This window comes from Streptomyces sp. SA15, from assembly GCF_002291145.1.
Lineage (GTDB): Bacteria > Actinomycetota > Actinomycetes > Streptomycetales > Streptomycetaceae > Streptomyces.
In genome coordinates this window covers 129,736-155,259 of the sequence record NZ_NTGE01000080.1, presented here as the reverse complement: position 1 = coordinate 155,259, position 25,524 = coordinate 129,736, and the positions used below count along the sequence as shown (strand labels likewise).

Here is a 25,524-nt window from a genome sequence, read left to right as displayed (position 1 = left end):
CACGCCGACCGGGGCCGAGGCGCGGGCCGAGCTGCCGGCCGGCGTGACCCGCGTCCCGGTGGACACCGGGGACACCGCCGCCGCGGGCCCCCTCTTCGGCGACGCCGGACAGGGCCCCGGACCCGGCGAACCCGCACCGCGGACGGCGCCGGGCTCACCGGCGTACATCATCTTCACGTCCGGCTCGACGGGCGAGCCGAAGGGTGTCGTCGTCGACCACGCGGCGGCCCGCGTCACGGTGGACGACATCACCGACCGGCTCGGCGTGGGGCCGTCGGACCGGGTGCTCGGTCTGTCGGCGCTCAGCTTCGACCTGTCCGTCTACGACATCTTCGGGGTGCTCGGCGCGGGCGGCGCACTGGTGCTGCCGGACCCGGACGGTGAGCGCGACCCGCAGCACTGGATGGACCTCGTCGAGCGGCATCGCGTCACCCTGTGGAACACCGCTCCCGCCCTGATGCAGATGGTGCTGGACCTGGCCGAGGCCGACCCCGGGTCCGCGGCCCGGCAACTGGCCCCGCTGCGCCGGGTGCTGCTGTCGGGCGACTGGATCCCCGTGACGCTGCCCGGCCGGCTGCGCGCCCTGGTTCCGGACGTCGAGGTGATCAGCGCGGGCGGCGCCACCGAGGCGGCGATCTGGTCGATCTGCCACCCGGTCGGCGAGGTACCGCCAAAGTGGCGCAGCATCCCCTACGGGCGGCCGCTGCGCGGGCAGTTCTTCCACGTCCTCGACGACGAGGGCCGCCCGCAGCCGGTGGGGCGGGCGGGCGAACTGCACATCTGCGGCCGGGGTCTGGCCCGCGGCTACGCCGGCGACGAGGAGCAGACGGCCGCCCGGTTCCCCGTCCACCCCGTCCTGCGTGAACGGGTCTACCGCACCGGGGACTTGGGCATGTGGCGCACGGACGGCACCATCGAGTTCCTGGGGCGCCGGGACCGGCAGGTGAAGATCAGGGGGCACCGGATCGAGCTGGGCGAGATCGAGTCGGTCCTCGACCGGCTCCCGGACGTCCGGCGCGCGGTCGCCTCGATCATCCGGGGACCCGACGGCCGGCCGCGGCTGCTGGCGCACGCGGCCCTGACCCCGCAGGCGCTGCTGCGCGACGCGGACACCGTACGGGAGGAGCTGAAGGGCGCGTTGGAGCGGTCCCTGCCCGCCTACATGCTGCCGCACCACATCGCCCTCACCGATGCCCTGCCCGTCACCGCCAACGGCAAGATCGACCACGCCCGCCTGGCGCGGATCCCGGCCGACCCGCACACCCCCGACGGGTCGGCCGATCGCTCCGCGTGTCCGATTCCCTCCCCCGCCGCCGAAATCGACTGGGCCTCGCAGGAAGCGCTGTGAAACACTGTCATCGCTCGTCGCCCAGGAGCCAGCGCGCCCTCGCGGCGACCACCGTGCAGTCGACCCCCAGCGAAGCGAGCGCCCGCACTCATGCCCGTTCCGTCAGCCGCGCGCCAGGCCTGCGCCGCCGGACGGAGCGGAGTCCGGGCTCCGGGCGGGGGTGGGCGCCCCCGCATCCCTGTTCCCACACGGCCGGTGTCCGTGGCCCCGTGCCGCACGCAACGGGTGCCTCTTTCCGCGCCGGGGTCCTTCGGGGGGACGACCGCACGCAGATCAGCGTGACCGCCCTGTCGCGGTTCACCCTCCGCGTCTGACGCGGTGCGCCGTCGACTTCGTACCCGAGAGGACCCCCCACCGATGCAGAGCGCGCCCTCGACAGCGCAGGACACGGGCACCTCGCACCCGCAGGCCGTCCTGGCCATCCTGTGTGTGACCCAGCTCTTACTCACCATGGACGACAACGTCGTCAACATCGCCCTGCCGACCATCCAGCGGGAACTGGACTTCTCCCCCTCGTCCATCGTCTGGGTCATCAACGTCTACATGCTGGCCTTCGGCGGCTTCCTGATCCTGGGCGGGCGGCTCGGCGACCGCTACAGCCTGGTGCGGACCTTCTCCGTCGGCACCTCGGTCTTCGCCCTGGCCTCGCTGGCGTGCGGTCTGGCCGTGGAGCCCTGGCAGCTGATCGGCGCCCGCGCACTGCAGGGCCTCGGCGCCGCGCTGGTGGCCCCCGCCGTACTCGGTCTGATGACCCTGGTGTTCACCGAACCCGCCGCGCGGGCGCGGGCGTTCGCGCTGTGGGGGGCGACCGCGATCGTGGGAGCCCTGGCCGGTCTGATCCTCTCCGGCGTCATCACCGGCTACGCGTCCTGGCGCTGGGTGTTCTTCATCAACCTGCCGATCGCCGCGGTGGCGCTGCTCCTGCTGCCCCGGCTGGTCCGCGGCGTACACCCGGGCGGTGCCGACCAGCCGCTGAACTGGCGCGGCGCCACGCTGCTCACCGGCGGCCTGTCCCTCCTCGTCTACGCCCTGCTGTCGGTGGAGGGCGAGAAGGACCCGGCGGCGACGGCGATCGCCGCGGTGCTGGCGCTGCTGCTGCTGGCCGGTTTCGTCGTCGACCAGCGCCGCTCCGCCGACCCCCTGGTCGCCAAGGGGGTGTTCGCCGGGCCGGTCCGGTCCCGGGCGCTGCTGGCGGCGGTGCTGCTGTGCGCCGCGATGTTCCAGGGCTTCCTGGTGCTGACGCTGTACCTGCAGAACGGCCTGGGGTACGAGCCGCTGACCGCGGGCCTGGCCTACGTGCCGTTCGCGCTCGGCTCGCTGACCGGCGTCAAACTCGGCGAGAGGGCCACCGTGCGCTACAGCGCGGGCCGGGTGCTGACGGTCGCCTGCGTCGGCACCGCGGCGGGCGCGCTGCTGCTCGCCTGGGCCCAGGCCGGCGACCTCGGATACGTGGGGCTGCTGCCCGGCATCCTGCTGTTCGCCACGGGCATCGGCGCCGGGCTGCCCTCCTCCGCCACCGCCGCCACTCACGGCGCGGACGAGCGGACCTCCGGTGTGATCGCCTCGCTGGTCAACTCCAGCCAGCAGCTCGGCGGCGCGGTCGGACTGGCGCTGGTGGGCATCGCCCTCGGCGAGACGGGCAGGCGCTTCGGAACCGCCATGACCACCGCCACCGTTCTGGCCGTGCTGTCCTGCGTCGCCGCGTTCCTGGTGGTGCGGCACGAGCCGCGCACCGCGGGCGCCGCCGAATCCGATCCCCGGTCCGCGTGAGACCGGCCGGCGGAGCCCGCGCGCCCGTCCCCGACCGTCGCTTGCCGCCCCCGATCAGGAACGAGAAGGTCCCCTTCCATGCCAACTGTGCGCTTACACGCCGGTGACCTCGTCAAGTACTACGCGGACCACCGCGTGCTGAACGAGCTGTCGCTGTCGGTCTCCCCCGGTCAGCGTGTGGGCCTGGTGGGAGAGAACGGTGTCGGGAAATCGACGCTGCTGCGGCTGCTCGCGGGTGTCGAGGAACCGGACTCCGGATTCGTCGAACGGCCCCAGGACGTCGGATTCCTCCGGCAGGAGCTGCCGTTCGCTGCGGACACCACCGTGCAGGACGTGGTCGACGACGCCCTGTCCGACATCCGCGCCGCCGCGGCCCGGCTGCAGAGACTGTCGGCCCTCCTGGAGCAGCGTCCGGACGACGGGGACGTCCTCGCGGACTACGGCGACACGCTGGAGTGGGCCCAGCATCACGACCTGTGGGACGCCGACCGGCGTGCCCAGCTGGTGCTCGCCGGTCTGGGCCTGGGCTCCGTGGAGCCGACGCGAGCGCTCGGCACACTGTCCGGCGGGCAGCGCTCCCGCCTGGCGCTGGCGGCCCTGCTCATCCGTCAGCCGGAGGCCATGCTGCTCGACGAGCCGACCAACCACCTGGACGACGACGCGGTCGGCTTCCTGGAGCAACGGCTGAACGAGATGCCCGGCGCGGTGGTGCTGGCCTCCCACGACCGGGTGTTCCTGGACGCGGTGTGCACCGACATCCTCGACCTCGACCCCTCCCGCGGCGGCGTGACGCACTACGGCGGCTCGTACTCGTACTACCTCGAGGCCAAGCGGCTGGAACGGCTGCGCTGGGAGCAGCAGTACGAGGCCGAGCAGGAGGAACTCGCCCAGCTGCGCACCTCGGTGGACGTGACCGCCCGGGCCGTCAACCACGCGCGGGCCATGAAGGACAACAACAAGATGGCCTACGACCGGGCCGGCGGGCGCGTGCAGCGGCAGATCTCGCGGCGGATCCGCAACGCGCAGCACCGGCTGGAGGAGCTGGAACGCACTCAGGTGCGCAAGCCGCCGCCTCCGCTGCGGTTCGCCGCCACGCTCACCGGGAGGGCGGCTCAGGAGGACGGGCCCGCGGTGTCGCTGCGCGCCGTGGAGCTGGCCGGGCGGCTGCGCGTCGAGCGTCTCGATGTCGGCCCCGCGGAGCGGCTGCTGGTCACGGGCCCCAACGGGGCGGGCAAGTCGACCCTGCTGAACGTGGTCGCCGGCCGCCTCGCACCGGACTCCGGGACGGTGGAGCGGGCGCCCGGAGTGCGCGTCGGCCTCCTGGAGCAGGACGTCGACTTCGCCGACGGCCGCCGCAGCGCGAGCCAGTTGTACGAGCGGGCCGCACGGGAGGACTCCCCGCCGCTGTCGCAGCTGGGGCTGCTGCCGGCCCGGGACCTCGGCAGGCCGGTGGGGCAGCTGTCCATCGGCCAGCGCCGCCGGGTCGCGCTCGCCCTGCTGATCGCCCGGCCGCCGGACGTCCTGCTGCTGGACGAGCCGACCAACCATCTCTCCCTCAGCCTCGCCGAGGAGCTGGAGGAGGCGCTGAAGACGGCGCCCGGTGCCGTCGTCGTGGCCTCCCACGACCGCTGGCTGCGCCGTTCCTGGGAGGGTCCTGAACTCATCCTGAAGAACGGCGAGACAACCGGCGTCGCGACGGCACGGTCAGGTCACTGACACCCATGTGCGCCGCTCCGGCGGCCCCGGGCTCGGGGGCGCAGCCGGGGCGGCCCCGGCGGGTGCGCGGTTCCGGTCGTGGACCGCGCACCCCTTGCTGGTTCAGACGGTCAGATGCGCCTTCAGCTCGGACGCGAGAGCTGGTTCCACCCGGGCCCTGAGCAGCGTGCCCTGCGCCGTGTGCTCGACGGAGAGGACCTCGCCCTCCCGGTGGGCGCGGGAGATGAGGCCGCCCGCCGAGTAGGGCAGCATGACCTCGACCTCCTCGGTCGGCCTCGGCAGCCGCTCGTCGATGAGGGCGCGCAGTTCGTCGACGCCCTGCCCGGTCCGCGCGGAGACGACGATCGCGTCCGGTTCGTCGTCCAGCAGGCGGGCCAGTACGTCGGGGTCGGCCGCGTCGGCCTTGTTGACGACCAGGACCTCCGCGCTCGCGGCGGCGCCGACGTCCCGCAGCACCTCCCGCACGGAGCGGAGTTGCGCCCACGGGTCGGGATGTGACCCGTCGACCACATGCAGGACGAGATGCGCGTCGGCCACCTCCTCGATCGTGGAGCGGAACGCCTCGACGAGGTGATGGGGCAGATGGCGTACAAAACCGACGGTGTCGGTGAGGGTGTACGTGCGCCCGCTGGGGGTCTCGGCCCGCCGCACGGTGGTGTCCAGGGTGGCGAACAGGGCGTTCTGCACCAGGACACCCGCTCCGGTGAGCCGGTTCAGCACCGAGGACTTGCCGGCGTTGGTGTAGCCGGCGAGGGCCACGGACGGCACGTTGTTGCGCCGCCGCTCCTCCCGCTTGATGTCCCTGCCCGTCTTCAAGTGCGCGATGTCCCGGCGCAGTTGGGACATCTTCTTCTGGATCTGCCGACGGTCCGTCTCGATCTTCGTCTCGCCGGGACCACGGGTGGCCATACCGCCGCCCCCGCCGCCGCCCATCTGCCGGGACAGCGACTGCCCCCAGCCGCGCAGCCTGGGCAGCATGTACTGCATCTGCGCCAGCGCCACCTGGGCCTTGCCCTCACGGGTCTTCGCGTGCTGCGCGAAGATGTCCAGGATCAGAGCCGTACGGTCGACGACCTTGACGCGGACGACCTCCTCCAGCCGCACCAGCTGGGCAGGGCTGAGCTCACCGTCACAGATCACGGTGTCGGCTCCGGCATCGTCCACGATGTCCCGCAGTTCCGAGGCCTTGCCGGACCCGATGTACGTGGCCGGGTCGGGCTTCTGGCGTCGTTGGATGACCCCGTCCAGCACCAGGGCGCCGGCCGTCTCGGCCAGGGCGGCGAGTTCGGCGAGGGAGCGCTCGGCCTCGCCCACCGTGCCCGAGGTCCAGATACCGACCAGGACGACCCGTTCCAGGCGGAGTTGCCGGTACTCGACCGAGGTGACGTCGCTGAGTTCGGTGGACAGGCCGGCGACACGGCGCAGTGCGGCCCGCTCCTCCCGTTCGAACTGCTCGCCGTCGAAGTCGTCAGCGCCGGGCACGGCGAGCCGGTCGTCCATGAGGGCATCGGCGCGCTCATGGCGGGAGGCGGAGTTCTCGGGGCGTGTCATAGAAGTCCTTTCCGTTTCACGGGCGGTTCTGAACTGGTCGTGCAGAAGTTCGCTGGTTCCGGACTCGACAGGACAGCCGACAGGCGGTGACAAAAGGAAGCGAAAGGCCGCAGCTCAGCAGCACGGGAACCAGGCATCAGGGCACACCAGTGAGTGGCACCGCGGGAGAGCCCGAAGCCTTACGGCGGGCTCGGTGGACGGGGCCGCTACGGGGCGGCGCTCTCGACGCGCCGCGTCACAGAATCAGATGCCGTTCCTCATAAAGATCCACCCTACGGGTCCATCAGGGCGGGCGCAGCCCCATTTCTGACGAAGGAACCCCGACCGAGTGATCTCGGCCTGGATGGATCGGCGACCGGAGCACGCGTTGCGGGGCCTCGGTGGCGGGCTCCGGGCGACGGGTCTGGCTTCGGGTCAGGCGCTCGACGAGTGGCGGCCCGGCGGCAGGGACGGCCGGCCTCTCGGCAGGGACGGTCGCCCTGGCGTGGCTGACTCAGTTCCTCGTGGGAACCGACCGTTTCGTGGTTACGCCGCTGCTTCCGGCCATCGCCGCGTCGGTCAGTGTCTCCGCTGCCAGTACCGGCTTCGCGACGGTGCGCTTGCGGACCAAGGTCACCAGTTGACAATTACTCGATGGAACAGCGTCGGCGGCACTACGCTGCTGTGTCGTGCAGGAGACGCGCCTCGACACTGCTCGGATCCGGGCGGCCCGCCGGGTGATCGACCCGATTTTTCTCGACACTCCGCTGTACCGCTGCGAGGCGCTGGAGCCCGACCTCGGGTGCACGGTGAGCATCAAGCTAGAAACGGCGAACCCGGTCCGCAGCTTCAAGGGCCGCGGCACCGAGGTCGTCGCGAGCCTGCTCGCCGACAGCGGCCCGCGAGCCGTGGTGTGCGCCAGTGCGGGCAACCTCGGCCAAGCCCTCGCCTGGTCCGGTCGCGGCCGCGGGCTCGACGTCACCGTCGTGGCATCCCGCTTCGCCACTGCGGCCAAGATTGATCGCATCCGCGCATTGGACGCCAGGCTGGAACTGGTGGACGGCGACCACGAGATGGCCCGCGAGCGGGCGGCGGCCATCGCGCGCTACGACGGCATCCGGCTACTCGAAGACAGCCTGGACCTCGAGACCTGCGAGGGCGCGGCGACCATCGGCCTGGAGCTGGTGGACATGGTGCCGTCGTTCGACGCCGTCCTGATCGCTCTCGGCGGCGGGGCGCTGGCCACCGGTGTGGGTCATGTGGTGAAGGCCACCGCGCCCGAAGTCGAGGTGATCTGCGTCCAGCCGCTGGGCGCACCGGCGATGACATACTCCTGGCGCAGGCGGCGCGTCGTCACCACCGACTCGACCAACACCATCGCTGACGGCGTCGCCGGCCGGTGTCCCATCCCGGCCGTCCTGGACGACCTCCTCCTGGTCGCCGACGACGCCGTCCTGGTCCAGGAGGCGTCGATCATCGCCGGTATGCGGATGCTCCTCGACCACGCCGGCCTCGTCGTCGAACCGTCGGCCGCGCTCGGCATCGCGGCGATCCTCGAAGACCGTGACCGCTTCGCCGGCCGACACGTAGTCACCATTGTGTGCGGCAGCAACGTCGACGTCGACGCCTATCGCCGCTGGGTCGGTGCGGCTCCCATCCACAGGTCTTGACAATTGCTCCCGTGTACGAAACGTTCCAGGTCGCAGTGCACCGACCGGGCCCGGCAGATGCCGGGTGACAGGGAGCCCGGCACCGGTCACTACCCTGAACCCATGCGCCGCGTTGGATCACTGACCGGGGGACCTTCGACGCCGGCCAGGATCTCCCTTCCCCAGCCTGCGAACTTACGATCGTGCGGGCTGGTTGGCGATGAGAAGGGTGCTGCCGGCAGAGCGGAAGCCGAGGCGTGAGTAGATGCCAGCGACGGCGTCCTCCGCATAGGCGAGGAAGACAGTGCTCACCCCGTGGTCGCGAGCGTGGCTGACCAGGGCCGCCGTGACGGCTGCGGCCAGACCCTGGCGGCGGGCGATGGGAAGGGTGCCGATGCCGCCGATCTCGGTGGTGCCGCCGGCTGGGTGGTAGTGGCCGACGGCCAGCGGGGTGCCGTCCGAGGCGAGGGCAGCGATGAGTGTTTTGTGCCCGGCACGGATCGTGGGGCGGACCGTCGCCACGGTGCCGTCCTCGGTAAGTTCTCCGGCCGCCACCGACAGTTCCTCGCGGCCCGCCGAGCCCACCGCGGTGCCCTCCTCGGCGAAGGCCAGGCGGGGAAGGGCGAGGGCTGCGGGCAACGCGGGATCATCGGCCGTCAGCGCACGGAGTTTCACGCCGTCCGGCAAGGGCTGTGGACCAACCTGTTGGTGCGGATCCAGAGCCATCAGCGGGCGTTCCGCCACCGGCAGGCCAACGGCCTCGATGCTGGCACGCAGCGTCGGAGCCGCCTCGGCCAGCCACTCGAAAGCCTCCGGCACGCCGAGTTCGCGCTGCCGGGCCCGCACCCGGGCGATGTCAGCGGCGGTCACGGACGACGACCCCTCAGCAGCGGGTTGAGCATGGCTGGGGCCGCCGTAATACGGGGCACCTGGTTTCCTTCGCACAAACAGCCGTAACGGACCGAACTCTTCGGCGTCGGAGAACAGCAACGGCACGGTGGCGTAGTACCGCTCGATACGGGCACGCAGCGAGTCGTTCATGCGGCGCATCCCATCACGGGACCATGCCACGCCGCACCCGAGATTCGCCGTCGGTACGGTTCACGTCTGCGACAGCCGGGGACAGACGCACCTGCAGGCACCCCATGTTCTCATCTCGCACGCATTCAGATGCTCGCTCCGCTGCTCGGCCACGCGGCACTGGCCCAGTACCAGCCGCTGCACGCGACGCACGCCGACCTGCTCAGACGGACGGGCGACGCGGCGGGTGCAGCCGAGGCCTACCGACGGGCGATCGCCCTGACCATCAACGACGTCGAGCGCGCCGAACCGAACCGCAGACTCCACAACCTGGTCACGTGAACCACGCGGCCGCCCGCGACCATCACGACACGGCACGGCAGATACCTACGGCCGCCGGCGACCCCAGGCAGGATCGCGGCGATCGCTCCTACGCGCACGGGCGGCCCGGATACTCGTCGGTCTCCGGTACGCCCGCCTCGCGCATCCTGCGCAGAACCTCGGGCAGGACCCTCTCGTCGCCGATGTCCGCGGGGCAGTTGGTCTCACGGTCGAAGACCAAGGTCTGCCCGGCCGTGTTCCAGATGACCCAGCGATGCCGGAACACGTCGTCCTCCCAGAGATGCGCGTAGCTCTCGGCAGACGCCGACTCCCCGCTCACGACAGCGACTTCCCGGTCTCGTCGCCGTCGACGTACGTCGCCACCACCTCGATGTCTGCGATACGCGACGTATCGACGCGCCGAGGATCGTCGCCGAGCACGACCAGGTCGGCCAGCTTGCCGGGGGTGAGGCTTCCCAGGCTGTCCTCCCAGTGGCAGGCGAAGGCGCCGGCGACCGTGTAGGCGCGCAAGGCCTCGTCGACGGTGATGCCCTCGTCAGGGCCGATCACCTGGCCGGACTCGGAGGCGCGCTCGACCATGAACTGGATGGCCCGCAGCGGGGATCCGTCCGTCACGGGGCGGTCGGAACTGCCGACCAGCGTGATGCCGTGGTCCAGGAACGCCCTGCCGCGGTAGAGCCACGGGGCCCGCTCCTCGCCCATGATCGCCGCGTAGTCGTCGCCGAAGCAGCGCAGGAAGTTGGGCTGGACGACCGCGCTGATGCCGAGCTGCGCGAAGCGCGGGAGCTGGTCGGGGCGGATCAGGCCGGCGTGCTCGATGCGGTGTCGGGCGCCGGGGCGCGGGCGGAGGCGCTGGGCCCGTTCCAGGGCGTCCAGGGCGACGTCGGCCGCGCGGTCGCCGATCGCGTGGACGGCGAGCTGCCAGCCGGCGAGGTGGCCGTCCACGATCGTGTCCGCGAGCACGTCCGGGTCGTCCTGCAACTGGCCCGTGCTGTCCAGCCCTTCGTACGGGCTGCTGAGCGCGGCGGTCCGGGCCATCATGCCGCCGTCGGTGAAGATCTTCAGCGCGCCCACGGAGAGCCGGTCGTCGCCGAACCCCGTGCGCAGGCCGAGGTCGAGGGCCCGGGGAATACCGTCGGCTTCATGTGCGGCGACCGGGTGCAGCCGGTCGGCGGACACCATCAGCTGCACACGCAGTGGCAACAGGCCTGTTTCGGAGGCGAGTTGGTAGGCACCCAGCTCGACCGGGCTGTGGCCCAGGAGGGTGCCGCCGATGCCTGCCTCGGCGCAGGCCGTGACGCCCTCGGCCAGGCAGGTCCGGGCGGCGCGCCCGATCGCCTCGGCCAGATCCTCCTGGGAGTGGGGCAGGCGCAGTGCGCGGGCGGCTCCCATGGCGCCCTCGGCGAGGAAGCCGTTGTCGTGCGGGATGTCGGCGGGGAGCAGGTCGAGCACGGCGGAGTTGACGACGCAGCCGTGCCCGGAGTCGTGCAGCATGAACACCTTGTGCCCGTGGCTGACCCGGTCCAGTTCGGCGGCGGTCAGGTGGCGGCCCAGGGCCCGCTGGTCGTAGCCGGCGATGCTCACCCACGCGCCAGGCGAGCCCTTCCGGGTGACGGCCTCTTCCACGATGGCGAGTACGTCGTCGATCCGCGTGCGGCCCGCGATGCTCGGGGTGTTCTCCTTGAAGCCGGTCCAGGCCAGGTGCACATGGGGGTCGATGAAGCCGGGCAGCACCGTGGCGCCCTGCAGGTCGATCACCTCGCGGGCGGGCAGCGCGGTCACGGCCTCGTCCAGGCCGACGATGCGGCCCCGCCAGATGCCCAGGTCGTGGGCGACGGGGTGGTCGGGGTCCATGGTGAGGAAGCGGGCGTTCGTCAGTCTGGTGCAGAGCATCAGCGAGGGCTCTTCCTTGGGCTTGTCTCTGTCCTGAGATCGGCGCGGGTCGCCTTCTGGCCTTGCTCCGCCCAGGGTGTCGATCCGGGAGCCCAAGCCGTCCTTGTCATGGAGAAGGGGCTTGGCGGGGCGGTTCGCGGTGAAGGTCAGACATCCAGGGACGCCGCGAGGGACCGGGGGCGCAGATCGGTCCAGTGGGCTTCGATGTAGTCAAGGCACGCCTCTCGGGTGTTCTCGTCGAAGACGATCGTCCACCCCCCGGGCACCTTGGCGAAGGACGGCCAGAGTGAGTGCTGGCCCTCGTCGTTCACCAGGACCAGGAAACGGCCCTCGGCATCATCGAAAGGGTTGGTGCTCATTTCAGCGCCTCCTCGGTTACTGATTAGGTTAGGCTCGCCTAATTGCGGAGCCTAGCCTTTGGTCCTTCCCTCTCACAAGGAGACGTTCATGCCCGAGCCCGTCTCCGGCCCGGCCGATGTGGAGCACGCCTTCGTCGAGTTCGGACTGCCCGGCAAACCTGGCACGGACGAGTTCTGGGCGGCGGCGGGGACACCCGCGTCGGTACCGGCCGACGACGGCGGTTGGGCGACTTTGTTCCTGTGGCGCGGGTCTGAAGCGAGCATCGGCTTCGAGAGCTGGTCGGAGCCGGTGCCCCTGCGCCGATGGGGCGACACGGACTGCTGGTACGCCGAGGTGCGCATGCCCGCGCGGATGCGGGTGACTTACCAGTTCATCGCGGGCGACGCGGCGTACGCCGATCCGTTCAACCCTGTCGGCGCGGGCGGTGACCGGTCCATCGCCGCGACCCCGGACGCCCCGGCCCAGCCGCACTGGCCCGCCGTCGGCGCCGACGGCGTCCTGCCCCTCCCGCGCACCCGGATCCGCTGGGCCGGCAGGCGGCTCGGCGGGCGGCGTACGGTGCGAGTCCACCCGGCGGGCGGCGGCGGGCCGGTGGTTCTGCTGCTCGACGGGGACGACTGGCTGTACCTGCACCCGGCCATGACCGCGTTCGACTCGGCCGTCGCCAGCGGCGATATGCCTCCCGTCACCCTCGTCTTCCTTCCGGCCAAGGACCGGGAGGCCGAGTTCGCGTGCAGGCCCGAGCTGTGGGAGGCGGTCCGGGACGAACTGCTGCCGCTGGTGGCGGAAACCGGCGTACCCGCCGACCGTGACCGGCTGGTGGTCGCCGGGCAGAGCCTCGGCGGGCTGAGCGCGATGTACGCGGCGCTGGAGTTTCCGGACCTGGTGTCCCGCGTGGCCTGCCAGTCGGGCTCGTTCTGGTGGACGCCCGATGCCATGGGTCTGGCGGACCCGTTGGGCGGCCCGGTCGGCGGGGCCGTCGCCGCGCGTCTGCGGAAGGGCGCCGACCTGTCCGGTACACGGGTCGCGTTCGATGTGGGGGAACACGAGACGCGAATGCTGCCGCACTGCGACCTGGTGGAGACCTTGGCCGAGCAGGCCGGCGCGACCGTGCGGGTTTCGCGGTCGGCGTCGGGTCACGACCGGGCGGGCTGGCGGCAGGCGCTGCTCAGGGATGTCGCCTGGGCACTGGGGGCACGGTAGTCACCCGCGGGTCGGTGGGGGCTGGTCGCGCCCACGCGGCGGAGCCGCAGATCGACACAGCCCCGCGCCCCTTTGCGGCGCTTCACCGGGCCACCGCCGAGCAGTACGCCTCGTCCGTGGCCAGCAGGTTCCTGTGGGTGTCCTCTGCTGTGATGACGCCCTCGTCCAGGACCAGCACACGGTCGGCGGCGTCCAAGAGCGCGGGGCTGCTGGTGATCACGACGGTCGTGCGGCCCCGGCGCAGCTTCGCGACGTTGCGCGCGATGAGCTGTTCGGTGACCGCGTCGACGGCGGTCGTCGGGTCGTGCAGGACAAGGACGTCGGTGTCTGCGGCGAGGGCGCGGGCCAGGGACAGCCGTTGGCGCTGCCCCCCGGAAAGGTTCGCGCCGCGGTCGCGGACGCCGTAGTCGAGCCCTTCCCGGTGGAGGGCCACGACGTCGGTCAGCATGGACGCCTCCACGGCCTCGGGGACCGTCCGGCTGGTGCCCGAGGGGTCGATGTTCGTACGGAGGGTGCCCGCGAAGATCTCCCCGTCGTACGGGTTCACCAGCATGTGTGCGCGGACCGCCTCGATCGACAGGTCCGCGAGCTCCTGCCCGCTGACCCGCACCACTCCCTCGTACGCGTCGGGCGGCACGTTCACGGCCAGGATCGAGGCGAGGTCGGCCGCCGCGCGCGGCTGGTAGGCGGCGATCGCCACGAACTCGCCGGCGGCCACCTGGAACCTCAGCTTGCGCAGGGTCCCGTAGCGGACGCAGTCGATCTCCAAGTCCCCGCCCGCGGCCGGGCGCCCCGGCCCCGGGGTCGTGACCGGCGGCGCGGACAGCACCAGCGCCATCCGCTCGGCCGACGCGCGCGCGATCATCACGTACTTCGGCATCTCCGAGAAGAGTTTGAGCGGTTCGATGATGAACTGCGCCAACCCCACGGCCATGACGAGCTCACCGATGGTGATCTGGCCGCCGAACGCCAGCCAGCCCGCCGTCAGGGTCACCGCGGCGGCGAGGATCGCGTTGAGGGCCAGCGCGGTGCCGGCGTACGCGCCGTTCACCTTCGCGACGGTGATCGCCTGGTGCTTCGCCTCCGTGCTGACCTTCCGGTAGGACCGGAACGCCGCGTGGTTGCCGCCGAAGCCGTGCAGCGGGCGCAGGCCGGTGATCAGGTCGGCGACCTTCGCGCCGGCCCGCGCGACCCGGGCCTGCTGTTCCTGGGTGCTGGAGCCGATCCGTTTGGACATCACGCTCAGGATCGACAGGATCGCGACGGTTCCCACGATCACCAGCAGGCCGAGACGGATGTCGGCCAGGCCCAGCGCGAGGGCCGCGACCAGCACCGCGACCAGCGAGCTGATCAGCAGCGGCACCACCTCGATGATGTCGGCGGTCTGGTCGGCGTCCTCGGTGGCGATGGTCAGCACCTCGCCGGACTTGAGGTCGACGTCCCTGGCCACCGGCTGCAGTCCGCAGGCCGCGACCCGCACCCGCCAGCGGTGCGCCTCGGTCGTGTTGGCCTTCTGCAGGATGCGCATCCCGAACCGCCACGACAACGACACCGTCGTGATGATCACCGCCAAGGCGGCGATCGACAGGCCGAGCGCGCCGAGGCTCCGGTCCTGCATCGTGTGTTCGACGATCAGGCCGAGCGCGATCGGGAAGGCCGTCTCACCCGCCTGGTACAAGCCCATGAGGACGGTGCCCCAGACCATGGCGCCGACGTTGCGGCGCAGCGCGGTCCGGAGGATGTCGGACCCCGGTCGGGGCCGCTGCGTGTCAGGAGTTGTCATCGAGGTGGCGGGCAATCGCTTCCGGGGTTCGCAGGGTGAACAGTTCTCGTATCGTGATCGCAGGACCGTACTCCCGGCGGAGCAGCCCGATCAGCCGTACCGCCAGCATGGAGTGCCCTCCGAGGGACACGAAGTCGCTCACCGCGCTCACCTCGTCGTCGTCCAGGTCCAGTGCCTCGGCGAAGAACTCGCACACCACGGTCTCGGTCTCGGTCTCAGGTCCCCGCTCCCCCGCCGTGGTCAGCGCCCCCAGCGGCTTGGCCTCCGGCAACGCCTTCGTGTCGGCCTTCCCGTTCACCGTCAGCGGGATGCTGTCGACCTGCGCGTAGTGTGTCGGGCGCAGGAAGTCCGGCAGCCCGGCGCCCACTTCGGCGGCGACCGCCGCCAGGTCGGAGCCGTCAAGGACGAGGTAAGCGGCCAGCCGGTACGCCCCGTCGACCTGCGGATCGGGCTGGGCGACCGCGGCGACGAACCGCACCGCCGGATGCGCCGCGAACACCGCCTCGACCTCGCCCAGTTCGACCCGGTGCCCCCGGATCTTGACCTGCTGGTCGGTGCGGCCCAGGTACATAAGGTTCCCGTCGGGCCGCCGGACCACCAGGTCCCCGGTGCGGTACATGCGCTCGCCGGGTTCGCCGAACGGGCAGGCGACGAAGCGGTGCGCGGTCTGGGCGGGCTGCCCGAGGTAGCCACGCGCGATGCCGATGCCCGACACGTACAGCTCACCGGGAACGCCGTCCGGCAGCGGCCGCAGCCAGGGGTCCAGCACGTACACATCGGTGTTGTCGATGGCCACGCCCACCACCGGGTCCTGGCACTCGAAGGTGCCGACGCCGAGGGTGTTGATGGTGTACTCGGTGGGTCCGTACAGGTTGTAGCCGACCGTCCCCTGGGTCTCGGCGAGCCGCTGCCACAGCGTCGGGGTGACGGCCTCGCCGCCCAGGAGCACCAGCGCCGGCCGCCGCGCCGGGTTGTCGAGCAGTCCCTCGGCCACCAGTTGCTGTGCGTAGGTCGGGGTCACATTGATGACGTCGATCCCGTGCTCGAGGCAGTACTCGACCAACCGGGGCGCGTCACGGCGCAGTTCCTCGTCGCAGATGTGCACCTCGTGGCCGTCGGCGAGCCAGAGCAGTTCCTCCCACGACATGTCGAACGCGAACGACACGGTGTGCGCGATCCGGAAGACCCGGTGGCCGTGCTCCGCCAGCACCGGCTCGAAGATCCGGCGCTGATGGTTGATCAGCATGTTGGTGAGTCCGGCGTACTCGGTCACCACGCCCTTGGGCTTCCCGGTGGAGCCGGAGGTGTAGATCGTGTACGCGGGGTGCCGCAGGCGGTTCGGGTCGTCCGGCGCGAATGTCAGATACGGCTCGGCCTCAGGCAGGGGTCGGTCGAGCTCGATCAGGTCGCCGGTCAACCGAGGCGATACGGCGCTCACGGTGAGGATCACGTCCGGGCGGGCGTCCGCGACGATCGCGGCGATCCGCTCGTCCGGGTGGTCCAGCTCCAGCGGCACGTACGCCGCGCCGACGCGCAATACGGCGAACAGCGCCACGATCGAGTCGAGGGAGCGCGGGATCGCCAGACCCACGGTCGTCTCGGGGCCGATGCCGCGCCGGGCGAGCACACCCGCCACCGCGCGGCTGCGGTCCCGGAGCCCCGCGAAGGTCATGGTCTCGCCGTGGGCGACGAGCGCGACGCGCTCCGGGGCGCGGTCCGCCGCCTGGTCGAACCGGTCGACGACCGTGTCCGTGCCGACGTCCGTGCGTTCGGCCGGCTCGGGCTCCGGCCCCAGACCCCGCAGTGCGCCCACCGGCCCGGTCGACCGGGCGAGGTCTTCGAGCACGCGCAGGTAGTCGTCGAGAAGATGACGGGCGTTCGCGGTGTCGTCGTCGCGGTACTCCAGCTTGACCGTGAGCCGGTCGCCGGGCGTGACGACCCACGTGAACGGGTAGTGGGTGGAGTCGTCCGCCTTCACCGAGGTGATGCCGTGCCTGGCGTTCATCTCGGCGAACGCGTCCATGTCCAGGAAGTTCTGGAGCACGAACAGGTTGTCGAAGAGAGTGTCGTGCCCGCTGGCCCGCTGGATCTCACCGAGCCCCAGGTGCTCGTGCTCCATCGCCTCGACCCTGGCCGCCTGCACGGCCGACAGGTAATCGCGGACCGTGTCGTCCGGCCGGGCCCGCGTCCACATCGGCACGGTGTTGAGCAGCACACCGACGATGCCGTCCAGGCCCTCGCCCTCCCGGCCGGAGACGGTCACGCCGAACACGGCGTCGCTCCGCCCCGTGTGGGCGCCCAGCAGGAGGCCGAAGGCGCCGGTCAGTATCGAGTTCAGCGTGACGCCGTGCACCCTGGCCGCTTCCCGCAGCAGTTCCGACTGTTCGGCGGACAGCGTGTGTACGAGCGACCGCGGGAGTCCGTCCGAAAGGGTCGGCGCCGGTCCGGCGAGCAGCGTCGGGCCGGTCAGGCCGGTCAAGTGCTCCGCCCAGAAGCGTTCCGATACGGCGGAGTCCTTGGCGTCCAGCGCCCGGGCGTGGTCCTCGAAGCCGGGGGTGGCCGGGGCCGGGTCGAGCAACTCGCCCGCGAGGACGGCCCTGTAGGCGTCGAACAGGTCCCGCAGCACGATCTCGCGGGACCAGCCGTCCCACAACAGCAGGTGGTAGCTCAGCAGCAGGCCGTCGCGGTCGTCGGGCAGGCGCACCACGGTCAACCGGATCAGCGGCGGCTCCCCCGGGTCGAATCCCGTGTCGCGGTCGCGGGTGCGCAGCGCTTCGACGTCCGCGTCCGTCGACAGAGCGACCGTACGGACATCGACCCGTCGTCCCGCCTTGAGGACCTGGACCGGGTTTCCGTCGTCGTCGGTGGTGAAGCCGGCGCCCACGACCGGGTGCCGCGCGATCACGTACGCCATCGCCTCGGCCAGCGCGTCGGTGTCCAGGCGCCGGTCGAAGGTGAACCAGCTCTGCGCGACGTAGTGTCCGGCCGTGCCCGCCATCTGGGCCTGGAAGAACAGGCCGCGCTGGAGCGGGGTCACCGGTGCCGTACGCTCGGCCGTCGCGGAGGCGTCCGCGATGCGCTCCAGCGCGCTCCGCCAGTGCTCGGTGATCTCGTCGGGGATGCCCTCGGCGAGGGTGAAGGCCGCCTGCAGGCTACCGGTGGCCTCGTCGAGCCATGCGTTGACCTCGACGGCGTACGGGCTGCCCTGATCGCCACCGGTGATGTGCAGCGCCTGGGACTCGCTGCCTCGGCCGAGGTAGTTGAACAGCACCTGGGGGCGGGTGGTGGTGTTGAACAGCGGGGCCGTCTGCGGGTTGAGGTACCTGAGCCGGCCGTAGGCGACGTGCGCGCGCTCGTCCGGCTGGCGTTCGGCGACCTCGCGTGCGGCCGCGACCGGGTCGGTGTGCGCCGTGAGCCGTACGGGGGCGATGGAGGTGAACCAGCCGACCGTGCGGGTGTAGTCGTGGTGTTCGACGACCGGGACCCGGCCGTGCCGCTCCAGCTCGATCGCGAGATCGGTCGGCGAGGGCTGGATGTGTGTCAGCGCGGTGCGCAGCGCGCCGCACAGCAACTCGGTGAGACCGACGCCGAGTGCGGCGGGCGCGGTACGGGTCACGCGGTCGGTCACTTCGGGTGAGAGTACGACAGTGGTCTCGCGCAAGCCCGCGACCGCGGGCAGCAGCGCAGGGGCCTGGAGCGTGGTGATCCAGTGCCCGAGGTCGTCGATCGCATCGGTGGACCGGAGCGCCAGTGCCTCGGCGTACTCGGCGTAGGACGTGGTCGGCGGCGCCAGGGCCTCCCCGCGCATGGCGGTGGCCAGGTCGTCCAGCAGGACCAGCCAGGACACCGAGTCGACGGCGAGGTGGTGCACGGTGACCACCAGGGTCCGGCTCGCCTCCAGCCACGAGAACGCGATGACGTCCCCGGACTCGGGATCGAGCCGTCCGGCGGCTTCGTCGGCCGCGGTCGTCGCGTCGGTCGTGTCCGGCCGTACGACGGTGACCTCGCGGGCGGGTTCGGTGCGCAGTGCCCACACGCCGTGCTCGACGCGCAGCCGGAGCCGGAGAGCCGGGTGCGCGGCCACGACGGCGTTCGCGGCGCGCTCGGCGTCGGCGAACCCGGTGCCCTCGGGGACCGCCAGCGTCCTGGCCTGGGCGAATCGGGCGAGCGATCCGCCCAGTTCCCGCTGGCGCAGGATGATGGGCGTCGGCGTCAGCGGGCCGTCCTCGCGGCGGGCGGGGGCGGAGGCCGCCGCGGCCTGCGGTGTGCTCGTCCGCAGGTGCTCTGCGAGCGCGCGCGGTGTCCTGAACAGGAACACGTCCCGTGGCGCGATCGGCAGGCCAAGTGCCCTGGCCCGGTTGATCACGGTGATGGCGACGATGCTGTCGCCGCCGGCCCTGAAGAAGTCGGTGTCACCGTCCACGGCGGAGCCGGGCAGCGTTTCGGCGAAGATGTCGACCAGGGCGGCGAGCGCGGAATCACTCACGGCCACCGGGGTGTCATCCTGTGCTGCCCGTTCGGTCAGGGCCTTGCGGTCCAGCTTGCCGTTGACCGTCAGCGGCAGGGCGTCGACCGGCAGCACCCGACCCGGCACCATGTGCACGGGCAGTTTCGTGGACAGGAGAGCGGCGAAGTCGCCGGGCACCCGGCCCACGACGTGCGCGACCAGGTGGTCGCCACTGTCCGCCACGGTGACCGCCACATCGACCACGCCGTCGAGTTCCCTGATCGCGGACTCAACTTCGCCCAACTCGATCCGGAATCCCTTGAGTTGAACCTGGTCGTCAGCACGGCCGACGAACTCCAGCTCGCCGTCGAGGGTGCGGCGGGCGAGGTCACCCGTGTGGTACATGCGGGAGCCGTCGCCGGCGAACGGGTCCGCAACGAACCGGCCCGCGGTCAGCCCCGGCCTGCCCAGGTAGCCGAGCGACACCTGGTCGCCTGCGACGTAGATGGCGCCCACCCGGCCCGGCGGCACCGGCCGGAGCCGGTCGTCGAGCAGGTAGGTGACCAGGCCGGGTATCGGGCCGCCGATCGGGCTGACGTCGTCGCCGGAGGCGAAGTCCTCGTCGGTCAGCACTCGGTGGGTGACGTGGACGGTGGTCTCGGTGATGCCATACATGTTGACCAGCTCGGGCGAGCCGGTGCCGTGCCGCTCGACCCAGCCGCGCAGCCGCCCGAGATCCAGCGCTTCGCCGCCGAAGATGATCCGGCGCAGTGCGGTGACCGGCTCGCCGACAAGTCGGTCCGCTTCGATGAACTGGTAGAACGCCGAGGGGGTCTGGTTGAGCACGGTCACTGAGCGCTCGCGGACCAGCCGGTGGAAGTCGACCGGGGAGCGGGTCAGCCCGTACTCAGGCACCAGCAGCTCACCGCCGTACACCAGGGCGCCCCACAGCTCCCAGACCGCGAAGTCGAAGGAGAAGGAGTGGAACTGGACCCACACGTCGTGCGGGCCGAATTCCATGTCGGGCTGGGTGTTCGCGAGCAGCGTCACCACGCTGGAGTGCGGGACGACGACACCCTTGGGCCTGCCGGTGGATCCGGACGTGTAGATCACGTACGCGGGGTCGTGCCGACTGACCTCGGGTGCGGTGGTGTCCCCCACCGGCAAGTCGTCTCCCTGCACGAGCACCCGGGCCGACACGCCTGCCCCGGCCAGCAGTTCCGTGAAGCGGTCCCGCTGCTCACGGTCCACGAGAACGACCTGCGGAGCGGCGTCGGCGAGGATGTACTCCAGTCGTTCGTCCGGGTACGCCAGGTCCAGCGGCACGTACGCGCCGCCCGCGGTGACGATCGCGACCAGTGCGACGACCTGCTCGACGGAGCGCGGGACGGCTACGGCGACCCGCTTGCCCGGCCCGACCCCGGCCGCGCGCAGGGCCGACGCCAACTCGTTCTTGGCGTCCGCCAGTTCGCCGTACGTCAGTGACCGGGTACCGCCGTCGAGACCGCACTGGGTGACGGCGGTGGCGGCCGGGTCGCGGTGCGCGGCGGCGTCGAAGAGCCCGGCCAGGGTCGTCGGGGTGATCCGCACAGGACGCTCTGCATCCTCGGAGGCCAGGTCGTCGACCACAACATCCGGCCGGGTGAGCAGACCGGTGAGGGCCGAGGTGAACGTGCGCAGGATCGCCTGGGCGCTCTCCCCCCGCAGCAGTTCGCCGTCGTAGATCAGGTTGAAGCGCGGACGGCCGTCGAGCGCCCGCTCGACCACCAGCGTCAACGGGTAGTGCGGGGCGCCCTCGTTCACGATGTCGGTGATGACCAGCTCGTGGTCGGGCCCTCGCAGACCGTCCACATCGGTCGCCACGTCGAACACCACCAGGGTGTCGAACAGGGAGCCGGCGCCGGCCTGGCGGCCTATCCTCGCCAGTGAGACATGCTGGTGCGGCAGTACCGCGCTCTGGTGTTCCCGCACCGAGGCGAGCAGGTCGCGCGCCGTGGTCGTACCGGCCCAACGGGCGCGTACGGGGATCGTGTTGATGAACAGACCCACCATGGTCTCGATGCCGGGCACATCCGCGTCGCGCCCGGACACCGTGGAACCGAACACCACGTCCCTGCCGTGCAGGATGCCGCCCAGCGTCACCGCCCAGGCGCTGTGGACGGCCACGCTCAGCGGCACGCCGGCCGACCGGGCGGCCGCGTCGATGTCGTCCTCCGGCTCCACGGCGGTGTCGGCGAACCGGTCGGAAGGGGTGTGCCCCTCGGCGACCAGCGAGGGGCCGGGCAGCTCGGCGAGTTGCTCGCGCCATACGCGGTCGCTCTCGTCGTCGTCGCGTCCGGCGAGCCAGCGCACGTAGTCGGGGAAGCCGCCGATCGGGTACACGGTCCCGGGAGCGTGGTACTCGGCCAGCAGCGCGCGGAGCATCGGCGGTACCGACCAGCCGTCGGCGATGATGTGGTGCACGGTCTGCACCAGGACGCTGCGGCCGGAGCCGCCGCGGATGAGCGTGTACCGCATCAGCGGGCCGGTGGCCAGGTCGAACCCGGCGCGGCGGTCCCGCTCGGCCAGGTCGCGGATCTCGTCGTTGGTGATGCCGGGGCGGTCCAGCGTGGTGAAGGGCGCCTCCACCCCGCTCTCCAGGACGCAGACCACACGGCCGTCGGCGAGGGCCACGAACCGCGCGGCCAGGTTCGGGTACAGCGTGAGCAGCCGGGTGGCCGCCGCCGCGAGCCGGTCGGCGTCCACCTCGCCGTTCAGCGTCAGCAGTTGCTGCTCGACGTAGGCGCCCGTCGAGTCGTCGTCGAAGACCGAGTGGAAGTACAGGCCTTCCTGCAACGGGGTCAGCGGCAGGATGTCCCGCAGTGCCGGGCCGTCCAGGGCGTCGACGTCGGACTGCGTGAGCGGCACCAGGCCGAAGTCGCTGGGAGAGTGGCCGCCCTGGTCGAGCGCGGCCAGTGCGGCCAAGGCCCCCCGGAAGTACTCGCCGAGAGTCGCGATGTCGTCGTCGGTGAACATCCCGTCCGGCCACGAGATGTTCGTGACCAGCTCGTACTCGCCACTCGAGGCGGGTTCTGCGATCGCGTTGAACTCCAGGGCGCGCGGCAGGCGCATCCTCGGGTCACGCTTCTCGCCCAACTGGCCTGTGGTGCCCGCGAGTTGCCAGTCCCCGGAGGCGCCCGCGTCGAAGCGGCCCAGGTAGTTGAACAGCACCTGGGGTGCGGGCGCGTCGAACTCGGTGTGCGTCAGGTACCGCAGGGCGCCGTAGGAGACGCCGTTGTCCGGTACCCGGGCGAGGTCTTCCTTGACCGCCTTGAGCGCGGCGGCCAGGTACTCGGGTGCGGTGAAGTCGGCCGCCGTACCGGGGTCCACGGTCACCGGGAAGAGGGTGGTGAACCAGCCCACGGTCCGGGACAGTTCGGGCTCGAAGCCGGCGGAGCCCGCCACGAACCCTCCCTCGCGGCCGTGTCCCTCGAGTTCGATGTGCGCGAACGTCTGATCCTGCCCGAGGTCGCGGCGCCATCGGGCGAGGGTGACGGCGAGCGCGGTCAGCAGTACGTCGTTGACGCCCGCGTGGAACTTCGCGGGGATCTCGCCCAGCAGCGCGGCCGTGACCTCGGGGCCGACCGAGACGGTCCGCACCCGCTCCCCCGCGACGGTGTCGGCTTCGGACAGCGCGCGCCTGCCCACCGGTTCGTCCGTTCCCGGCAGGGGCCGCCAGAAGTAGGAACTGTCCGCGTCGAACGCGGCGCGCTCCAGCAACTGCGTCCAGCGCCGGAACGACGTGCCGACAGGGGGCAGTTCGATGGGCGCGCCCGCGGCGAACTGCCGCCACGCGGTGGCCAGGTCCTCCATCAGGACTCGCCAGGACACGCCGTCGATCACCACGTGGTGGGCGACCAGGACCAGTTGGCGTGCCTCGCGGCGCCAGACGGCCCGCAGCATCACGCCGCCCGCCGGGTCCAACCCCTCGGTGGCGAGCGCGACGCACTCGCCGAGCGGCCGGTCGCTCTCCTGCCACCCCGCGGCGGCCTGGTCCGCCTCCGGGATGTCGAAGCTCCAGCGGTCGCCGCGCACCAGCTTGGCGCGCAGCATGTCGTGCCGCCGGACCACCGCGGCGAGGATCTCGTCGAGCGCGTCGGCCGTCAGGTCCGCCGGGGTGTTCAGCACCACCGACTGTACGAAGCCGTCGATCGCGTCCGTGGTCTCGCCGAGCCACTGCACGATGGGCGATCCCACGACGGAACCGGTCGCGACATCACGGTGGTCCACCGTGGAGACGTCCTCACGGCTCGCCACAGCCGCCAGCGCCCCCACGGTGCTGTTGGCGAAGATCTGTCGCGCCGTGACGTAGAGACCCGCGTCGCGCAGCGCGCTCAGCAGCGAGATCGCCAGAATGCTGTCTCCGCCGAGCTGGAAGAAGTCCTGGTCGACACCGACCTCTTCGAGCCGCAGGACCGCCGCGACCGCCGCGCACACCGCGCGCTCGTTGTCGGTGGTGGGCTGGAGGAGCGAGCCCGTTCCGATCGCGGGCTCCGGCAGCGCGTTCCGGTCCAGCTTGCCGTTCGCGGTGAGGGGGAACTCCGTCATCACCACGATGTGGGCGGGCACCATGTGCTCGACCATGTGCTCGGTGGCCCACGCCTTGACCTCGTCGGCCCGCAGGTCCTCCCTGCCGGCGGCCGGGATGACGTACCCCACCAGGTAGGTGCCGCCCGCCGCGTTCTTCTTCGCGACGACGCAGGTGTGCCGTACGCCGGGGTGCTCCGCGAGTCCGACCTCGACGTCCTCGATCTCCAGCCGCATGCCGCGGATCTTGATCTGGTTGTCGGCCCGGCCGAGGAAGTCCAGCGAACCGTCCGGGGCGAACCGCGCGAGGTCGCCGGTCCGGTACAGCCGGGACCCGTCGTCGGCGAAGGGATTCGCCACGAACCGGGACGCCGTCAGGCCGGGCGCGCCCACGTACCCGCGTCCCAGGAGGAACCCTCCCACGTACAGTTCGCCGCCGACCCCGAGCGGGACCGGGCGCAGTTCGTCGTCCAGGACGTACAGCTGGGTGTTGGGGTTGGCCTTGCCGATCGATGTCGACAGGCGTTCGGCCGCGCCCCGGTAGATGACGTGGGAGACGCCGATCGTCGTCTCGGCCGGGCCGTAGCCGTGGTACATGGGGATGTCGAGCCGGGTGCGGAATCGCTCGTACAGCTCGGGGGTCAGCACCTCGCCGCCGCACCACACGTGCCGCAGGCTGTCCAGCTTCCCGGAGTCGCCCGCGATCTCCAGCAGTACGTCCAGCATGGACGACACCAGGTACGTGAAGGTGACGCGCTGCTCGGCGATCACGCTGAGCAGGTGGTGCGGGTCGCGTTCGCCGCCGGGCCGCAGGACCACCAGCCTGCCGCCGGACACCAGCGGCAGGAAGATCTCGTTGATGGAGATGTCGAAGGACAGCGGCGCCTTGAACAGCGACGCGTCGTCGTGGCCGAAGCCGAGGATCTCGCCCACCTGCCACAGCAGACGCTCGCTGATCGCCTCGTGCCGGATCATCGCACCCTTGGGCCGTCCGGTCGAACCGGACGTGAAGATCACGTAGGCCAGGGCGTCGCCGAGGACGGTGACCCCGGTCCCCTCGGTGGGGTAGGACCCGAACCGCCAGTCGCCGAGGTCTACGGCCACGGCTTCCGGTTCGGCCGGGTCGTGCTCGCCCGAGTCGTTGAGCTGTACGACGACCCGCGCGTCCTCGATGACGACGGACCGGCGTGCGGCGGGCCACTGTGGATCGAGCGGCACGAAGGCGCATCCCGCCTGGAGCACGGCGAGCAGCCCGATCACCATGTCGGCGGAGCGGCTCAGTGAGATGCCGACGACCTGTTCGTGGTCAAGTCCGCGTTCGATCAGATGGTGGGCCAACTGGCTGGAGAGCTCGCTCGCCTGACGGTAGGTCAGCGATCGGTGCTCGTCGACGATGGCTACGGCGTCCGGTCTGGTCCGCGCCTGCTCGCGGAACATCTCCACGATGGTCGGGCGGACCCGGTCGGCCTCGGTGTCGTTCCACTCGGCCAGGGCCTCGAGTCTCGCCGCCACGCTCGACGGACCGATGGTGCTGATGGGCCGGTCCGGGAAGTCGGCCAGATCGTCGAGCGCGAGCTGAGCTTCGGCCGGCACAACGCCGTCCGGGACGGTGATGCTCCGGTCGTCCGCGCCGACCTCCCAACCGCCGGGCGCGGCCCCGCCGTTGTCGACCCACCCGAGGACGTCGGCGAACAGAGTGTCGGGGGTGAGGTCGATGCCGTCGGGACTCCGGCCCGTCGCCCAGTACGACAGCCCGATGGCGCAGGCTTCGGTGATGGTCCGGTCGGAATAGTCGCCGGTTCGCCTGCGTACGTCGTCCAGGCGGGCGGGTGAAACCCGTACGAGACGAGCGCTCGGTTCCCTCATCGAAGACTCAACGCCCCTTCCAGGTATGAAA

Annotated in this window: 13 protein-coding genes and 1 pseudogene; 7 read left to right on the top strand and 7 right to left on the bottom strand. The window is 71.4% G+C overall.

Translation table 11 applies throughout. The annotated features are described in order from the left end of the window. The 3 genes from CLM62_RS15390 to CLM62_RS15380 all read left to right on the top strand — a co-directional run. A partial coding sequence (locus tag CLM62_RS15390) for an AMP-binding protein (RefSeq protein ID WP_143659075.1) occupies window positions 1-1,348 on the top strand: 1,348 nt, incomplete at its 5' end. 357 nt (window positions 1,349-1,705) lie between these two features. Next, window positions 1,706-3,118: an MFS transporter gene (locus CLM62_RS15385; RefSeq protein ID WP_095750419.1), complete on the top strand. Its 1,413-nt coding sequence runs from the start codon at window positions 1,706-1,708 to the stop codon at window positions 3,116-3,118. Between the two features lie 78 nt (window positions 3,119-3,196). Next, entirely contained in the window at window positions 3,197-4,834 is a 1,638-nt protein-coding gene (locus CLM62_RS15380) for an ABC-F family ATP-binding cassette domain-containing protein (protein ID WP_095750418.1), read from the top strand. Window positions 4,835-4,936: 102 nt separating this feature from the next. Here the strand turns inward: CLM62_RS15380 and hflX are convergent, their stop codons facing one another. Next, window positions 4,937-6,385 (bottom strand): GTPase HflX, encoded by a 1,449-nt coding sequence (gene hflX, locus CLM62_RS15375; RefSeq protein ID WP_095750417.1) that lies wholly within the window; start codon window positions 6,383-6,385, stop codon window positions 4,937-4,939. 668 nt (window positions 6,386-7,053) lie between these two features. On the opposite strand from hflX, the gene CLM62_RS15365 reads away from it, so the two are divergent. Then, on the top strand, window positions 7,054-8,034 hold the full coding sequence (locus CLM62_RS15365) for a threonine/serine dehydratase (protein ID WP_095750415.1): 981 nt from the start codon (window positions 7,054-7,056) through the stop codon (window positions 8,032-8,034). A gap of 174 nt (window positions 8,035-8,208) precedes the next feature. On the opposite strand, the gene CLM62_RS15360 is transcribed toward CLM62_RS15365, so the two are convergent. Continuing rightward, window positions 8,209-9,054, bottom strand: coding sequence for a GNAT family N-acetyltransferase (locus tag CLM62_RS15360; RefSeq protein ID WP_095750414.1), 846 nt, complete (start codon window positions 9,052-9,054; stop codon window positions 8,209-8,211). Window positions 9,055-9,183: 129 nt separating this feature from the next. Here CLM62_RS15360 and CLM62_RS15355 point away from each other — a divergent pair, with 129 nt between their 5' ends. Further along, window positions 9,184-9,375, top strand: coding sequence for a hypothetical protein (locus tag CLM62_RS15355; RefSeq protein ID WP_095750413.1), 192 nt, complete (start codon window positions 9,184-9,186; stop codon window positions 9,373-9,375). 88 nt (window positions 9,376-9,463) lie between these two features. Here CLM62_RS15355 and CLM62_RS15350 read toward each other — a convergent pair whose 3' ends face one another. The 3 genes from CLM62_RS15350 to CLM62_RS15340 all read right to left on the bottom strand — a co-directional run bounded on the left by CLM62_RS15350 (window position 9,464) and on the right by CLM62_RS15340 (window position 11,627). Further along, a complete protein-coding gene (locus CLM62_RS15350; RefSeq protein WP_095750412.1) occupies window positions 9,464-9,694 on the bottom strand; it encodes a hypothetical protein in 231 nt (76 codons plus the stop codon). After that, entirely contained in the window at window positions 9,691-11,268 is a 1,578-nt protein-coding gene (locus tag CLM62_RS15345) for an amidohydrolase (RefSeq protein WP_095750411.1), read from the bottom strand. Before CLM62_RS15345 ends, CLM62_RS15350 begins: the two co-directional genes overlap by 4 nt. A 146-nt stretch (window positions 11,269-11,414) precedes the next feature. After that, window positions 11,415-11,627 (bottom strand): MbtH family protein, encoded by a 213-nt coding sequence (locus CLM62_RS15340; RefSeq protein WP_095750410.1) that lies wholly within the window; start codon window positions 11,625-11,627, stop codon window positions 11,415-11,417. 42 nt (window positions 11,628-11,669) lie between these two features. Between CLM62_RS15340 and CLM62_RS53045 the strand changes: the two are divergent. Continuing rightward, window positions 11,670-11,792: pseudogene (locus CLM62_RS53045) on the top strand (hypothetical protein); the annotation flags it as partial. Beyond that, window positions 11,746-12,831, top strand: coding sequence for an alpha/beta hydrolase-fold protein (locus tag CLM62_RS15335; protein ID WP_373559146.1), 1,086 nt, complete (start codon window positions 11,746-11,748; stop codon window positions 12,829-12,831). The pseudogene CLM62_RS53045 and the gene CLM62_RS15335, both read left to right, overlap by 47 nt. Before the next feature lie 82 nt (window positions 12,832-12,913). Here CLM62_RS15335 and CLM62_RS15330 read toward each other — a convergent pair whose 3' ends face one another. Both CLM62_RS15330 and CLM62_RS15325 read right to left on the bottom strand, forming a co-directional pair. Further along, window positions 12,914-14,614 (bottom strand): ABC transporter ATP-binding protein, encoded by a 1,701-nt coding sequence (locus tag CLM62_RS15330; RefSeq protein WP_095750408.1) that lies wholly within the window; start codon window positions 14,612-14,614, stop codon window positions 12,914-12,916. After that, entirely contained in the window at window positions 14,601-25,493 is a 10,893-nt protein-coding gene (locus CLM62_RS15325; RefSeq protein ID WP_095750407.1) for a non-ribosomal peptide synthetase, read from the bottom strand. Before CLM62_RS15325 ends, CLM62_RS15330 begins: the two co-directional genes overlap by 14 nt. Window positions 25,494-25,524: the final 31 nt, after the last annotated feature.